Annotated in this window: 14 protein-coding genes; 12 read left to right on the top strand and 2 right to left on the bottom strand. The window is 70.8% G+C overall.

Features of this window, described 5'->3' with window-relative positions; genetic code table 11:
• The 4 genes from ACSQ4M_RS15035 (at position 1) to ACSQ4M_RS15020 (ending at position 3,218) form a co-directional block, all read left to right on the top strand.
• Entirely contained in the window at positions 1-603 is a 603-nt protein-coding gene (locus ACSQ4M_RS15035) for a chemotaxis protein CheB (protein ID WP_436190257.1), read from the top strand.
• The gene (locus tag ACSQ4M_RS15030) at positions 600-1,802 is read left to right on the top strand and encodes a hybrid sensor histidine kinase/response regulator (protein WP_436190256.1); all 1,203 of its coding nucleotides are present in this window, start codon (positions 600-602) and stop codon (positions 1,800-1,802) included. The genes ACSQ4M_RS15035 and ACSQ4M_RS15030 overlap by 4 nt, the downstream gene beginning before the upstream one ends.
• Positions 1,803-1,909: 107 nt before the next feature.
• Positions 1,910-2,272, top strand: coding sequence for a hypothetical protein (locus ACSQ4M_RS15025; RefSeq protein WP_436190255.1), 363 nt, complete (start codon positions 1,910-1,912; stop codon positions 2,270-2,272).
• A gap of 136 nt (positions 2,273-2,408) precedes the next feature.
• Complete coding sequence (locus tag ACSQ4M_RS15020; RefSeq protein ID WP_436190254.1) at positions 2,409-3,218, top strand: hypothetical protein; 810 nt, start codon at positions 2,409-2,411, stop codon at positions 3,216-3,218.
• Between the two features lie 51 nt (positions 3,219-3,269).
• Here ACSQ4M_RS15020 and ACSQ4M_RS15015 read toward each other — a convergent pair whose 3' ends face one another.
• The gene (locus tag ACSQ4M_RS15015; protein ID WP_436190253.1) at positions 3,270-5,387 is read right to left on the bottom strand and encodes a TonB-dependent receptor family protein; all 2,118 of its coding nucleotides are present in this window, start codon (positions 5,385-5,387) and stop codon (positions 3,270-3,272) included.
• A gap of 179 nt (positions 5,388-5,566) precedes the next feature.
• Here ACSQ4M_RS15015 and ACSQ4M_RS15010 point away from each other — a divergent pair, with 179 nt between their 5' ends.
• Together ACSQ4M_RS15010 and ACSQ4M_RS15005 are read left to right on the top strand one after the other, a co-directional pair.
• Positions 5,567-7,081: an ATPase domain-containing protein gene (locus ACSQ4M_RS15010; protein WP_436190252.1), complete on the top strand. Its 1,515-nt coding sequence runs from the start codon at positions 5,567-5,569 to the stop codon at positions 7,079-7,081.
• Positions 7,078-8,616 (top strand): hybrid sensor histidine kinase/response regulator, encoded by a 1,539-nt coding sequence (locus ACSQ4M_RS15005; RefSeq protein WP_436190251.1) that lies wholly within the window; start codon positions 7,078-7,080, stop codon positions 8,614-8,616. The genes ACSQ4M_RS15010 and ACSQ4M_RS15005 overlap by 4 nt, the downstream gene beginning before the upstream one ends.
• On the opposite strand, the gene ACSQ4M_RS15000 is transcribed toward ACSQ4M_RS15005, so the two are convergent.
• Positions 8,606-9,769: an AI-2E family transporter gene (locus ACSQ4M_RS15000; RefSeq protein WP_436190250.1), complete on the bottom strand. Its 1,164-nt coding sequence runs from the start codon at positions 9,767-9,769 to the stop codon at positions 8,606-8,608. The genes ACSQ4M_RS15005 and ACSQ4M_RS15000 overlap by 11 nt on opposite strands.
• A 241-nt stretch (positions 9,770-10,010) precedes the next feature.
• Between ACSQ4M_RS15000 and ACSQ4M_RS14995 the strand changes: the two genes are divergently transcribed.
• Genes ACSQ4M_RS14995 through ACSQ4M_RS14970 form a run of 6 tightly spaced genes read left to right on the top strand, consistent with a single transcriptional unit; the run spans position 10,011 to position 15,132 of the window.
• Positions 10,011-10,847, top strand: coding sequence for an STAS domain-containing protein (locus tag ACSQ4M_RS14995; protein WP_436190249.1), 837 nt, complete (start codon positions 10,011-10,013; stop codon positions 10,845-10,847).
• Positions 10,848-10,859: 12 nt separating this feature from the next.
• Entirely contained in the window at positions 10,860-11,237 is a 378-nt protein-coding gene (locus ACSQ4M_RS14990) for an STAS domain-containing protein (RefSeq protein ID WP_436190248.1), read from the top strand.
• Positions 11,224-11,631: an anti-sigma regulatory factor gene (locus ACSQ4M_RS14985; RefSeq protein ID WP_436190247.1), complete on the top strand. Its 408-nt coding sequence runs from the start codon at positions 11,224-11,226 to the stop codon at positions 11,629-11,631. The genes ACSQ4M_RS14990 and ACSQ4M_RS14985 overlap by 14 nt, the downstream gene beginning before the upstream one ends.
• Positions 11,622-12,638 carry an ATP-binding protein gene (locus tag ACSQ4M_RS14980; protein WP_436190246.1) on the top strand — a complete coding sequence of 339 codons (1,017 nt, stop codon included), beginning with the start codon at positions 11,622-11,624 and terminating at the stop codon, positions 12,636-12,638. The genes ACSQ4M_RS14985 and ACSQ4M_RS14980 overlap by 10 nt, the downstream gene beginning before the upstream one ends.
• A complete protein-coding gene (locus tag ACSQ4M_RS14975; RefSeq protein ID WP_436190245.1) occupies positions 12,631-13,500 on the top strand; it encodes a sensor histidine kinase in 870 nt (289 codons plus the stop codon). The genes ACSQ4M_RS14980 and ACSQ4M_RS14975 overlap by 8 nt, the downstream gene beginning before the upstream one ends.
• A 12-nt stretch (positions 13,501-13,512) precedes the next feature.
• Positions 13,513-15,132 carry an ATP-binding response regulator gene (locus ACSQ4M_RS14970; RefSeq protein ID WP_436190244.1) on the top strand — a complete coding sequence of 540 codons (1,620 nt, stop codon included), beginning with the start codon at positions 13,513-13,515 and terminating at the stop codon, positions 15,130-15,132.
• The last annotated feature ends 6 nt before the right edge of the window (positions 15,133-15,138 follow it).

The following is a 15,138-nucleotide window of genomic DNA, read 5'->3' as shown; positions in this document are numbered from 1 at the left end:
ATGGACTCTCTGGCCCAACGTGTGGACGCCGTCGTGATCGGTGCCTCGGCCGGCGGTGTCGAGGCGCTGTCGATCCTGCTGCCCGCCCTGCCCGCCGGCCTGCGCGCGCCGGTGTTCGTGGTGCAGCACCTGCCGCGCGACCGCGACAGCCTGCTGGTGGAGATCTTCGCGCCGCGCTGTGCCGTGCCGTTGCAGGAGGCACAGGACAAGCATCCCATTGAACCTGGCAACGTCTACTTCGCGCCGCCCGACTACCACCTGCTGCTGGACGCCGGTCCGCGGCTGGCGCTGTCGGTGGATGCGCCCGTGCACTACTCGCGCCCGGCCATCGACGTGCTGTTCCAGTCCGCCGCCGAGCTCTACGGCCCGCGCCTGCTGGGCAGGGTCCTGACCGGTGGCAACCAGGACGGTGCAGAGGGCCTGGCCAGCATCCGTGCGGCCGGCGGCCTCACGGCCGTGCAGGACCCGGCCGATGCCCAGATGCCGCTGATGCCCGAATGCGCGCTGGCCACCGGCCCGGCCGATTTCGTGCTGCCGCTGCGCGCGCTGGCCACGCTGCTGGGCACGCTGGATGCGGCGTCCAAGACACGGAGCGCCGCATGAACCCGCCCCGCCCCTTCGCCGCACGCGACGCGCAGCCGGCCGAGCACCCGGAGCCCATCAAGTGCCTGATCGTCGACGACCTCGACGAGAACCTGCTCGCGCTGGCCGCCTTGCTGCAGAGCGAGGAGGTCGAGGTGCTGCAGGCGCGCTCGGGCACCGAGGCACTGGAGTTGCTGCTGCGCCACGAGGTGGCGCTGGCGCTGGTGGACGTGCAGATGCCCGAGATGGACGGCTTCGAGCTGGCCGAGATGATGCGTGGCATGGAGCGCACGCGCCATGTGCCCATCATCTTCGTGACCGCCGGCACGCGCGATGCGCAGCGCATGTTCCGCGGCTACGAGGCCGGCGCGGTGGACTTCCTCTACAAGCCGGTCGAGCCGCACGTGCTGTGCGGCAAGGCCGGCGTGTTCTTCCAGCTCTACCGGCAAAAGCAGCAGCTGGCGCGCAACCTGCAGGAACGCACCGAGACGCTGCGCCTGCACGAACTCTTCACTGCCGTGCTGGGCCATGACCTGCGGGGCCCGCTGTCGGCCATCACCACGGCCGCCGAACTGCTGCTGCGCCGGCCCGACGAGACCACGCGCACCGTGGCCCAGCGCCTGTTGCGCAGCGGCCAGTGGATGGGCCGCATGATCGAGGACATGCTGGACCTCGCGCGCACGCGCCAGGGCGGTGGCATGTCCATGGCCAGCGAGCGCTTCGACCTCGGCGCGCTGGCCGAGCGCGTGGTGCAGGAGCGCCAGAGCACGCGGCCCGACAAGCAGGTGCTGCTGGAGCGACACGGCAACCTGCAGGGCGACTGGGACGAGGACCGACTCACGCAGGTGCTGTCCAACCTGGTCGGCAATGCCCTGCGCCACGGCGACGAGGCTCCCGTCCAGGTGGAGCTGGACGGCAGCCATGCCGCCGAAGTGCGCCTGTCGGTGCACAACGGTGGCGAGATCCCGGCCGACGTGCTGCCGCACATCTTCGACCCCTTCCGCAGCGGCCGCGCGCGCGCCGAGGAGGCGCCTTCGCGGCGCACTGCCAGCCGCAACGAAGGCCTGGGCCTGGGCCTGTACATCGTGCGCGAGATCGTGCGCGCGCATGGCGGGCAGCTGCAGGTGGAGTCAGCGGCAGGGCGCACGCGCTTCGGCGTCACATTGCCGCGCGCGCCGCAGGCCACGGCGGCGGCGCCCGGCCTGGGCACGCTGCCGTAGGCCGCCGCTGCCGGCCCCGTGCCGGGAGAACGCGGCGCGGATGTCCTACATCACGCGGCCCCGGTCGGCCCGAGCATGGTGTGACGCCACACTGCCGGAGACCCACCATGACCCGATTCCCTCAGGCCGGCGCGCTGCGCGCTGCAGGCGCGATCGCCCTGCTCACGCTGCTCGCGGCATGCCAACGCAACGAAGCGCCAACGCCAGGCGTGGCCGGCAGCAGCGCCGATCCGCCAGCGACCAGCGCCAGTACGCCCACCACGGTGCCCAGCGCGCCCGACAGCACGGGCGGCACCGGCAAGAGCCCTGGCACCGACACGCCGGCAGGCAGCAGCGGCACCGGCGGCACCATGCCGGCGCCGACGCCGGATCCGGCCGGCAACCCGGCATCTGCCCCACCGGCCATTCCACCGGCCAGCGCGCCAGGCACCTCGGTACCGGCGCCGGCCGCATCGACGCCCGGCGGCTGACACCGGTCGGAAGCGTCCTACCGGAGCTTGGCGCCGATCCCCGCCCCGAGGGACCGGCCGGCGTCGCAATCTACAGACACAGCACGGCAGGCACTGCCGATTCCCGCAACCGCACATCCACAGGAGCGAAGCAACGATGGCACACCGCAACCAAGGCTACGACCAGCAGGACACGTGGCAACAGAACGACCGCCACCAGATGGGGCAGTACGCCGACCAGCAGCGCCAGCACGGCGGCGAACGCGATGGGGACAGCCGGCACGATGCGCGCAACTGGGGCGCCCGCCGCGAAGGCAGCGACCTGGGCCGCCACGATCCGGCCCAGGCCAGCTACGGGCGCGCCGGCGCGCCCGACGTGCATGGCGGCCCCAGCGGCGGCTACCAGCATGACTGGCGAGCCGACCCCGGCTACAACCGGCCCGGCTACATGCGCAACCCGGGCCCCCAGGGCTACGGCAGCCGCGACGAGCGCCACAGCAGCGGCTACGGTGGCTACGGCGGCGCAGACCAGGGCTACCGCAACCAGAGCTACCGCCAGGGCGAGCACGGCTACGACGAGGGCCGGGACTGGCGCCGGTACGACAGCGCCAACGGCAGCGACGAAGACCGCTACGGCCACGGGCGCTTCCAGGGCGGTGGCGGCGGCTACCGCTCCAATGCCGGCCCCTACGCCGGCAGCCAGACCTACGGCGGCTACGGCGACCAGCTGGGCTACGGCTCCTACCAGGGCGGCCGCCAGCAGCAGCACCCCGACCCCGACTACCAGCAATGGCGTGAACAGCAGCTGCGCAACCTGGACGAGGACTACCAATCCTGGCGTGGCGAGCGCTACAAGAAGTTCTCCGACGAGTTCGACAGCTGGCGCAAGAACCGCCAGGGGGCCGCGCAGAAGAACGACCTGCCCGGCAGCACGGGCGACACCGGGAAGGCCAGCGGCACCAAATGATGCGGCCGGGGCCGCAGGCAACGGGGGCGCCATGCGGCGCCCTTTTCCGTTCTACAGCGGCAAGGTGGCCGAGAGGCCCACGAGCCATGTACGACCCGGCGCAGGCTCGAAGAATCGCGGACCGAATGGGGCAGCTGTTGTTTCATTGACGATCACTGAGCCTGCATAGCGCTTGTCTAACAGGTTGTCGGCGCGCACAAAGCCCTCCAGCTGCCAACTGCCCAAGCGCGCTGCATAGCCCGTGTACAGGCCCAGCACGCCGTAGCCCGCGGCCGCATCGGTGTTGGCATCGTTCACGTAGATCCGGCTCAGCGCGCGCCAATCGGCGCCTGCGCGCCAGCCCTGCGGCGGCGCCCAGCCGGCGCTGGCGTACAAGCTGCTTTTGGCCAGGCCCGGCATGCGCGCGCCGGCGTTGGCGCCGTCGCGGTAGCGCGCATCGAGGAAGGTGGCCGCGACCTGCGTGCGCAGGTGCTGCAGGTGACGCTGCTCCCACGAGAACTCCAACCCATTGCGCCGCGTATGACCGGCATTGCTCGCCGTGGCACGCCCATCCCGAGTACTGGTCACGATCTCGTCCTCGGTGCCGGTACGGAACACGGCCGCCGTCCACTCACCAAAGGCTGCGCTACGGTGTTTCACGCCGGCTTCTATGCTCTTGCTGCGCGCTGGGTTCAGCGCAAAGTTCAAGCCGGGCTGCTGGTCGGGCCTGTACGACAGCTCGTTGAGCGTCGGCGTCTCGAAACCCTTGCCTGCTGAGGCGTACACGCGCAGGCTTTCCGTGATGGCGAAGCTGGCACCGACTACGGGCAGCGTGGCGCCGTAGCGCGCCTGGCCACTGTCGTCAGGATTGACGCCCACGATGTAGCGGTCCTGCGAATCGAAGCGCACGCGGCTGTGGCGCAGGCCGGCGTTCACGGTCCAGCGCTGGGTCACGCGCCAGTCGGCCTGCAGGTACTGGTCGAAGTTGTTGACGCGGTTGCGCTCGTTGCGGCGCAGTGCGCCCTGCACACCTTGCTGGGTCGGGGCGGCAGCAGAGCCCAAAAAGTTTTCGTATCCACGCCGGTCTTCGCGCAGGCCGTCGTATGTCAGACCGGCCACCACCGTGAGCGGCGCATTCGCTAGTTCCGTGCGCCAAGTCCAGCGCAAGTCGGCACCGGCGTAGTCACGATCCAAGTCAATCACACCGCCTGGGTGGCGCGGATTGGCCTGCGTGGCTGTGGGAATGGCCTGGAACTGCGTGGTGCCGCGCTGCCCGCCATACAGCGCGGCCTGCAGCGCATGCGCTTCGCTGAGGTAATGCTCGTAAACCAGGCCGGCCTGAGTCTGGTCCATGGTCTTGCGTGTGTTGAAGAGGTTCGCCGCAGACGCCACACTGCGCGGGTTGGCTTCCCACTGCGCGCGCGACAGGCCCAGCGGATCCTGCGCCTTCGGCAGCACCACCCGGTTCGCCACCAGCGTCAGCTTGCCATCCTCGTGCGGCCGCAGCGTGAGCTTGGCATTGGCCAGCGTGCGCCTTGCCTCGCTGTGCTCGCGGTAGCCGTCCGTGCTGAAGCGGCTGGCGGAGACCACATAGCCCACGCCGCTGTCGTTCGGCCCGGTGTTGCCGCTGACCTTGGCGCCGAAGCGCAGCAGCCCGTCGCTGCCGGCGGCCGTGTCCAGCCGCAGCCGTGGCGCGCCCCGGCCTTCCTCGGTGAACACCTGCAGTACCCCGCCCGAGGAGTTGCCGTACAGGGCCGAGAACGGCCCGCGCAGCACCTCGATGCGCTCGGCCGAGGCCAGGTCCACGTGCGAGAGCTGGCCCTGGCCGTCGGGCTGGGTGGCCGGGATGCCGTCCACGTACAGGCGCAGGCCGCGGATGCCGAAGGTGGCACGCGTGCCGAAGCCGCGCATCGAAATCTGCACGTCCTGGGCGTAGTTCTGGCGCTCGCGCGCCTGCAGCCCGGGCACGCTGCCCAGGGCCTCGGAGATGTTGACCTGGGCGCGGCCCTGGCGCAGGTCCTCGCCGGCCACGCTGCTGATCGAGGCCGGCACGCCCTGCGGGTCGGCCTCGGTGCGCGTGGCCGTGACCACCACGGCGCCGAGCGCCGCAGGCGACTGGGTCTGCGCGGCCAGGGGCAACGCGGCGGCGGAACATGCCAGCAGGGGCAGCAGTCGCGAGGCAGGAATCATGCGGCTTGTCTCCGGGGGGGCCTGAACGAGGCGGCCATTGTCACCATTTGCAGGCGCCCTTGTAGGACGACCGCGCGAAGCGTATTGCAGCCCCGCATCAGCGGCGCCGACCGACTGCGATGCACGGCGCGCGCGGTTATAACCCCGGCCATCACCACCGCGCCACGCTCGGAGAAGCCGTGCCCGATCCTTCCCAGACCGCCCCTGCCACCGCCGCCCCGACCACCGACCCCCTGTTGCAGATCGGCGTGCCCGGCCTGGACGACGTGCTGGGCGGCGGCCTCACTTCCAACCGGCTGTACCTGCTGGAGGGCTCGCCGGGCGCGGGCAAGACCACCATCGCGATGCAGTTCCTGATCGAGGGCGCGCGGCTCGGCGAATCGGTGCTCTACGTCACGCTGTCGGAGACCGCGCACGAACTGGCCGGCGTGGCGCGCTCGCACGGCTGGGACCTGAGCGGTGTGCGCGTGCGCGAGATGCTGCCCAGCCACGATGCGCTGGAGCCCGAGGAGCAATACACCATGTTCCATCCCTCCGAGGTGGAACTCAGCGAGACCACGCTCAAGATCCTGGCCGACGTGGAGCAGCTGCGGCCGCAGCGCGTGGTGTTCGACTCGCTGTCCGAACTGCGGCTGCTGGCCGGCAACTCGCTGCGCTATCGGCGCCAGATCCTGGCGCTCAAGCAGTTCTTCGCGGGCCGCAACTGCACCGTGCTGCTGCTCGACGACATGACGGCGATGGAGCACGACCTGCAGGTGCAGAGCATCTCGCACGCCGTGATCCGGCTCGACCAGTTGAACTCGGACTACGGCGCCACGCGCCGGCGCCTGATCGTCACCAAGTACCGCGGCCAGAGCTTTCGCACCGGCTACCACGACTACAAGATCGAACGCGGCGGGCTGCAGGTGTTTCCGCGTCTGGTGGCGTCCGAACACCTCATGCCGCTGGAGCAGCTGCGCATGCCCAGCGGCTTGCCCGGCCTGGACGCATTGTTCGGCGGGGGGCTGGAGCGCGGCACCAGCACGCTGTTCGTCGGCGCGCCCGGCACCGGCAAGTCGACGCTGGCCGTGCAGTTGGCGCTGGCGGCGGCACAACGCGGTGAATGCGCGGCACTGTTCATCTTCGACGAGAGCATCCACACGCTGCGCACCCGCTGCGCCGGCATGGGCATGGACCTGGAGCCCTACATCGATGCGGGCCTGATCCGCGTGCGCCAGATCGATCCGGCCGAGCTGTCGCCCGGGGAGTTCGTGCACCTCGTGCGCGAGGCCGTCCATGCGCACCAGGCGCAGGTGGTGCTCATCGACAGCCTGAACGGCTACCTGAACGCCATGCCGGACGAGCGCTTCCTGATCGTGCAGCTGCACGAGCTGCTGACCTACCTGGGCCAGCGCGGCGTGGCCACCCTGATGATCGCGGCCCACCACGGGCTGATCGGCTCCAACATGACCTCGGCCGTGGACGCCAGTTACCTGGCCGACGCCGTGGTGCTGCTGCGCTACTTCGAGATGGCCGGCGAGGTCCGCCAGGCAATCTCGGTCGTCAAGAAGCGCAGCGGCCAGCATGAGCGCAGCATCCGCGACTTCTCGCTGACCGCGACCGGCATCCGCATCGGCGAGCCCCTGCGCCATTTCCGCGGCATCCTGACCGGCGTTCCGGTCCCCGTCGATGTGCCACCCAGCAGCCCTCCATGAGCGAAGGTACCGACGCGCTCGAGCGCCGTGTCCTGATGCGCGCCGCGACGGCCAAGGACGCACTGATGACGCGGGCCGTGCTCGAACGCGCCGACGTGCAGGTGCAGACCTGCAGCACGCTGGCCGAACTCGTGGACGAACTGGCGCGGGGCGTCGGTGCGCTGGTGCTGGCCGAAGAGGCCCTGGCCGATCCGGCCGCGGCAGGGCTCGCCTACGTTCTGCAACGCCAACCGCCATGGTCCGACCTGCCGGTGCTGGTGCTGGCGCGCCAGGGCGCCGATTCGCGCGCCGTGGCCGAAGCCATGGACAGCGTGGCCAACGTCACCGTGATCGAGCGGCCGATGCGGGTCGCGGCGTTCGTGAGTTCGGTGCGCTCGGCCCTGCGCGCGCGCACGCGCCAGTACGACCTGCGCGCCACGCTGGAGGGCCTGCGCCTGGCCGACCAGCGCAAGACCGAATTCCTGGCCACGCTGGCACACGAACTGCGCAACCCGCTGGCGCCGCTGCAGACCGCACTGACGCTGCTCAAGCGCAAGCGGCCCGGCCCCGACGAGGCATTGCGCCACTACGACATGATGCGGCGCCAGATCGACCACATGGTGCGACTGGTCAACGACCTCATGGAGATCTCGCGCATCACGCGCGGCAGGATCGAGCTGGACATGGGCGCGATCGACCTGCGCCAGGTGCTGCGCGACGCGCTGGATCTGAGCCGCCCGCTGCTCGACGCCGCGCAGCACCAGCTCGCGCTGCAGCTGCCCGACGGCCCGCTGCCGGTCGAAGGCGACAGCGTGCGGCTCACGCAGGTGTTCTCCAACCTGCTCAACAACGCCGCCAAGTACACGCCCGCGGGCGGCCATGTCGTGCTGAGCGCGCAGGCGCAGGACGGCCAGGCCGTCGTCTGCGTGCAGGACGATGGCATCGGCATCGCGCCGGAGCTGCTGGGCACGGTGTTCGACATGTTCGTGCAGGCCAGCGGCGCGTCCAAGGCCGCGCAGGGCGGGCTGGGCATCGGGCTCACGCTGGCGCGCAGCCTCGTCGAACTGCACGGCGGCCGCATCGTGGCGCACAGCGCAGGGCTGGGCCAGGGCAGCGCATTCACGGTGCGCCTGCCGCTGCAGGCGGCGCCAGCGGTGCAGACGCCCGTCGATGTGCCAGCGGCGAGCACGGCGGCGCTGACCGCGCTCGTGGTCGACGACAACCACGACGCCGCCGACAGCCTGGCCGAGTTCCTGCAGGCTGTCGGCATGGCCACGGCCGTGGCCTACAGCGGCGCCCAGGCGCTGGAGCTGCTGACGCGGCTGCGGCCCGACCTGGCCATCCTGGACATCGGCATGCCGGGCATGGACGGCTACGAGCTCGCGCGCCGCCTGCGCCGGCATCCAGCGGGCCAGCGCACCTTGCTGGTGGCGCTGACCGGTTGGGGCCAGCAGCGCGACCGCGAGGCCACGGCCGAGGCGGGCTTCGACCACCACCTGGTCAAGCCGCTGGACCCCGACCAGCTGATCGCACTGCTCGACGGCTTCAATCGCTGAGCAGCTCGCCGACCGGCTGCAGGTCCTCCACGTGGTCGCAGATGGCCTTGATGACCATCATGATCGGGATGCCCAGCAGCAGGCCCGGCACGCCCCAGAGCCAGCCCCAGAAGATCACGCCCACGAACACCGCCACCGGGTTCATGCGGCTGGTGCGGCTGGTGAGCCAGGGCACCAGCAACTGGCCCACCAGCGTGTGGATGGCCAGCGAGCTGCCGGCGATCAGCAACGCCATCTCGTAGCTGTCGAACTGCAGCAGCGCCAGCAGGCCGGCGCCCACCATGACCAGCAGCGAGCCCAGGTAGGGAATCAGGTTGGTGACGCCGGCCACGATGCCCCAGACCGCCGCGTTCTCCAGCCCGAAGGCCCAGAACACCAGCCCCGTGGCCAGGCCGACGATGGCGCTGGTGAGGATCTGCACCAGCAGGTAGCGTTCCACATGGCCGACGATGTCGTCCAGCACCTGCACCGTGATCTTCTTGCGGCTGAAGCCGGCCCCGCTGATGCGCACGAGCTTGCGCCGGAACATGCTGCCCGAGGCCAGCGCGAAATAGGTCATGAAGGTCACGAGCGTGAGCTGCAGCGCCATGCTGATGATCCCCATGGTGCCGGTCCAGAGATAGTCGCGCACATTGAAGCGCGGCCGCTCGATGGTCACGCGCTGGACGCCGCGGCGCGGCGGCTCGGCCGCGCCCTCGGCCGCCTGTTCCAGGTGGGCCGCGGCCTTCTGCACCGTGCTCAGCGCGCTCACGTCGCCGGGCCGCTGGCTGGCCTGGACGTGCAGGCGCAGCTTCTGCGCCGCCACGGGCAGCGCGTCGAGCAGCGCGCCGGCGCTGCCCGCCAGCCGGTAGCCCGTGAAGGCGATGGCGCCTTGCAGCGCCAGCAGCACCAGCGCCGCACCGATCCAGCGCGAGACATGCCAGCGCGCGAGCCGCTCCACCGCCGGAGACAGCGCGTAGGTGAGCAGCAGGCTCATCATCAGCGGGATGAACACCTGCGCCGCCCAGCGCAGCGCGAACACGCAGGCCAGCACGGCGATCACGGCCAGTGCGGCGCTGCGCATGTCCACCGCGGCGTCGGGCAGCGCGTGCCCGCCCTCTGGGGCGGGCGCCGCGGCGACCGGCTCCGGGGCCTCCTCCTGTCGTGCATCCATGGACGCTACCTCTTGTGTCGTTGTGCTCGGCGCTGCGCGTGGGCCCGCGAAGCGCACCGATGCTGCAGGCCCGCCGCAGCCGGCGTTGAGGGTGGGCGCGCAGCCTGTTTGCAGGACAACGCCGCGACTTGCGCGCGCCACCGCCGAACGCCGCCTGCGACTTCTAGAATTTATGTGCGAAAAAAACACCGGCGGCGCCGCACCGTGCCCAGCCGGACCGACAAGCACCCCCGAGGATTCCATGGCTTCCCATGACCACACCCTGATCGCGCTGCTGAAGGACGAGCGCGCCGCCCTGCTCAAGACGTGGACCACCGCCACGCACGGCAACCGCGCCAGTGCCGCCACCCGCGAGGAGGCGGAAGAACTGTTCGACGCGCTGGCGCACGCCCTGCAGAGCGATGCGCCCGACGACCTGCGGTCCGATGGCTGGTCCGACGCGCGCCGGCTGCTCGAAGCCCTGTCGGCCTCGCGCGCGGCCCAGGGCCAGAGCGCGGGCGACACCAGCGCCTTCCTGCTGGCGCTCAAGCTGCCGATCTTTGCCGCTCTGCAACAGCGCCTGGGCCAGGACAGCCAGACATTGCTGCAGGCCGTGGTCAGCGTGACCACCAAGCTCGACGCGATGGCGCAGTGGACGGCCACGGCATTCCAGCGCACACGCGAGGAGCTCATCGCGCGCCAGCAGCAGGAGCTGCTGGAGCTGTCCACGCCCGTCATCAAGCTCTGGGAGGGTGTGCTGGCCGTGCCCATGATCGGCACGCTGGATTCCAGCCGCACGCAGATGGTCATGGAGGCCCTGCTGCAAAAGATCGTCGAGACCGAATCGGAGCTGGCCATCATCGACATCACCGGCGTGCCGACCGTGGACACGCTGGTCGCGCAGCACCTGATCAAGACGGTGACGGCCATCCGCCTGATGGGTGCGGACTGCATCATCAGCGGCGTGCGGCCGCAGATCGCCCAGACCATCGTGCACCTGGGCGTGGACCTGCAGGGCGTGACCACCAAGGCCAGCCTGGCAGCGGCCTTGGCGCTGGCGCTCAAGCGTGGCGGCTGGACCGTCGCGCGCACCGCCTGAGCGGCCCTCGCCATGTACCGCATCCCGATCCTGCAGATGGGCAGCGCGCTGCTCGTCACCATCCAGGTCGACATGGAGGACCAGACGGCCGTGCAGCTGCAGGACGACCTGGCGAGCCGCATCGAGGCCACCGGCGCCAACGGTGTGCTGATCGACATCTCCGCCCTGGAGATCGTCGACTCCTTCGTCGGCCGCATGCTGGCCTCGATCTCGGGAATTGCGCGCGTGCTGGACGCCACCACGGTGGTCGTCGGCATGCAGCCGGCCGTGGCCATCACGCTGGTCGAGCTGGGCCTGTCGCTGGAAGGCGTGAAGACGGCACTCAACGTGAAGCGCGGCATGCAGCTGCTCGCGCAGGGCCAGCGCGGAGAATCCCTTGAGCGCGACTGAGCCCAGCGGACAGCTGCCGCTGCGCAGCGAACCCGACATCGTGGCCAGCCGCCAGCTGGTGCGCAAGCTGACGCAGCAGTTGGGCTTCTCGCTGGTCGACCAGACCAAGATGATCACGGCCGCGAGTGAACTCTCGCGCAACACCGTGACCTACGGCGGCGGCGGCGAGATGGCCTGGGACGTGGTCGAGCAAGGCGTGCGGCGCGGCCTGCGCCTGCGTTTTCGCGACCAGGGCCCCGGCATCCCCGACATCGCCCAGGCGCTGACCGACGGCTGGACCTCGGGCAAGGGCATGGGCCTGGGCCTGTCAGGCAGCCGGCGGCTGGTGCACGATTTCGACATCCAGTCCACGGTCGGCGAGGGCACCTGCGTGAGCGTGACGCGATGGAAGTGATCCTGCCCGGCACGCCGCATGTGCTGTTCCCCATGGGCGACGCCAGCCGGGTCGGCGAGGCGCGCCGGCATGCCGCGGCGCTCGCGGAGCGGCTCGCGCTCGATGCCACCACGGCAGGCCGGCTCGCGCTGGTCGTCACCGAGCTGGGCAGCAACCTGGTGCGCCACACGCGCGCCGGCCGGCTGCTGATCGCCCAGCGCCAGCACGGCCAGCCCGAGGTCGAGGTGCTGGCCCTGGACGACGGCCCCGGCATTGCCGACCCGGCGCGTGCGCTGGTCGATGGCTATTCCACCGGCGGCACGCCGGGCACAGGCCTGGGCGCCGTGCGCCGGCTGGCCAGCGACTTCGACCTGCATTCGGAGTCGGGCGTGGGCACGGTGGTGCTGGCGCGCGTGCGGCCCGAGGGGCACAGGCGCCCGCCCGCGGCCTTCCGCTGGGGTGCGGTGATGCTTTGCGCGCCGGGCGAGCAGGCCTGTGGCGATGCCTGGGCGCTGGCACTGGACGGCGCCCGTGCGGCCGTGCTGGTGGCCGACGGGCTGGGGCATGGCCCGCAGGCGGCCGCGGCTTCGCAGGCCGCGGTGGCGCAATTCACGCGGGCGCCGTTCGCGCCGTTGGCAGAACAGCTGGACCGCATGCATGCGGCGCTGCGCATCACGCGCGGTGCCGCCGGCTCGCTGGCCCTGCTGGAGCCGGCCAGCCTGCGGCTGGCCGGGGCCGGCAACATCGCCACGCGGCTGGTCTCGGGCACGCACAGCAAGAGCCTGGCACCGCAGCACGGCACGCTGGGTGTGCAGGTGCGCCGCTTCGAGCCGGTGCAGACCGCGTGGCCGCCGCATGCGGTGGCCGTGCTGCACAGCGACGGGCTGCAGAGCCGCTGGCAGGCCGAGCCGCTGGCGCCCCTGGTGGCACGCGACCCCGCCCTGCTGGCCGCCTGGCTGGTGCGCGGCAACCTGCGCGGCCGCGACGACGCCACCGTCTTCGTGCTGCAAAGGAGCATCCATGGATGAGCCCGCACTGGCCGAGCAGCTGGCCGCCGCGCAGGCGCAGGTGGCGCAGCTGTCCGAGGAACTCGAAGAGACCAACCGCGGCGTGCTGGCGCTGTACGCCGAGCTGGACACCCAGGCCGCCGAGCTGCGCCACGCGAACGAACTCAAGAGCCGCTTCCTGGCCTACATGAGCCACGAGTTCCGCACGCCGCTGGGTGCCATCCAGAGCATGACGCGGCTGCTGCTGGACCGGCTGGACGGCCCGCTCACGGCCGAGCAGGAACGCCAGGTGCAGTTCATCCACCAGAACGCGCTGGAGTTCTCCGAGATCGTCAACGACCTGCTGGACCTGGCCAAGGTGGAGGCCGGCCGCATCGACGTGTCGCCGGGCTGGTTCGACATGGTGGACCTGTTCGCGGCACTGCGCGGCATGTTCAAGCCGGTGCTGACCAACCCGCAGGTGTCGCTGATCTTCGAGGACCCGATCGACGTGCCCCAGGTCTTCAGCGACGACCGCAAGCTCGCGCAGATCCTGCGCAACTACATCAGCAACGCGCTCAAGTTCACGCAGCGCGGCGAGGTGCGCGTGTCGGCGCTGCGCGTGTCCGAGGACGGGGAGGACTGGGTGCGCTTCGCCGTGGCCGACACCGGCATCGGCATTGCGAGCGAATACCACGGCGCGATCTTCCAGGACTTCTCGCAGATCGACTCGCCGATCCAGAAGAGCCTGCGCGGCACCGGCCTCGGCTTGTCGCTGTCCAAGCGGCTGGCCGAGCTGCTGGGCGGCAGCGTGGGCATGCACAGCGTGCCGGACCAGGGCTCCACCTTCCATGTGCGCATCCCTCTGCGCGGTGCGCCCGTGGGTGACGCCACCTCTTCCTGAAGGAGCCGCGGCATGCACAAGGTCAGCACCACCATCGACCGCTCGCAGCACACCGTGCTGGTGGTGGACGACAGCCCCGCCACCCGCTATTCCACCTGCCGCATCCTGCATGCGGCCGGCTTCCAGACGCTGGAGGCCGTGACCGGTGCCGAAGGGCTGGACCGCGCCCGCGCCGGCGGCATCTCGGCCGTGGTGCTGGACGTGCATCTGCCCGACATGGACGGCTTCACGGTCTGCCGCATGCTGCGCGAACTGCCCGAGACCGTGGTATTGCCCGTGCTGCACCTGTCGGCCACCTACATCGAGAGTTCGGACAAGGTGGCCGGCCTGAACTCCGGCGCCGACGCCTACCTGGAGCACCCGGTCGAGCCCCCCATCCTGGTGGCCACGCTGCAGGCGTTGATCCGCGCGCGCATCGCCGAGGAGCAGCTGCGCGTGAGCGAGCAGCGCTACAAGCAGCTGCTGCTGGAACGCGAGCAGGCCGCGCGCGCCAATGCCGAGCGCCACAGCCGCACCAAGGACGATTTCGTCGCCGTGCTCTCGCACGAGCTGCGCAACCCGCTCAATGCCATCCTCATGAACGTGCACGTGCTGCTGCGCAAGCCGCAGGCGCCGGACATCGCCAAGGGCCTGGACGCCATCCGCCGCAACGCGCAGACCCAGGCACGCATCATCTCGGACATCCTGGACGTGTCGCGCATCAACTCCGGCAAGCTCACGCTGCAGCGCGAAACGGCCGATCCGGTCGCGCTGGTGCGGTCCTCCATCGATGCGATGCACCAGCAGCTGAGCAGCCGCGAACTGCGCCTGGAGCTGGACCTGCGGCCGACCGGCCCGATGCTGCTGGACCCCGCGCGCTTCCAGCAGATCTTCTGGAACATCTTCAACAACGCGATCAAGTTCTCCCACCCGGGCGGCACCGTGCGCGTGGGGCTGACCAGCGATGCGGGACTGCTGGAACTCACGGTGACGGACCACGGCAAGGGCATCGCCCCGGCCTTCCTCGACCGCGTGTTCGAGAAGTTCACGCAGAGCGAGGCACCCGGCAAGCGTGCCAGCGGCGGCCTGGGGCTGGGCCTGTCCATCGTCAAGCACCTGGCCGAGCTGCACGGGGGCGGCGTGGAACTGAGCAGCCCGGGCCTGGACGCCGGCACCACGGCGCGCGTGTGGCTGCCGTTGCAGCCCGGCGGGGCCGATGGCAGTCCCACGCCCGACACCCAGCCCGGCGTGCTGGACGATGCCGCACTGGCCGGCCTGAGCGGCCGCCAGGTGCTGGTGGTGGAGGACGACCGCGACGCGGCCGAGATGCTGGGCCACATCCTGGAGGACCGCGGTGCCCAGGTGCGCATCGCGGGCGACCACGACATGGGCCTGGCGGCGCTGCAGGCCCAGCGGCCCGACCTGCTGCTCAGCGACATCGGCCTGCCCGGCAAGGACGGCTACGCGCTGATCCGCCATTGGCGCGCGCAGGAGCAGGACGATGGGCTGACGCGGCTGCCGGCCATCGCGCTGACCGCTTTCGGCCGGCCCGACGACCGCGCCATGGCGCTGGACGCCGGCTTCGACGCGCACGTGGCCAAGCCGTTCGAGCCGCAGCTGCTGCTCAACACCATCCGCCGCCTGCTGGGCTGAACCGCC

The organism is Pseudorhodoferax sp. LjRoot39, from assembly GCF_964253035.1.
In the GTDB taxonomy this organism is placed as follows: Bacteria; Pseudomonadota; Gammaproteobacteria; order Burkholderiales; family Burkholderiaceae_C; genus Pseudorhodoferax.
This window is presented reverse-complemented; position numbering and strand designations above follow the sequence as displayed.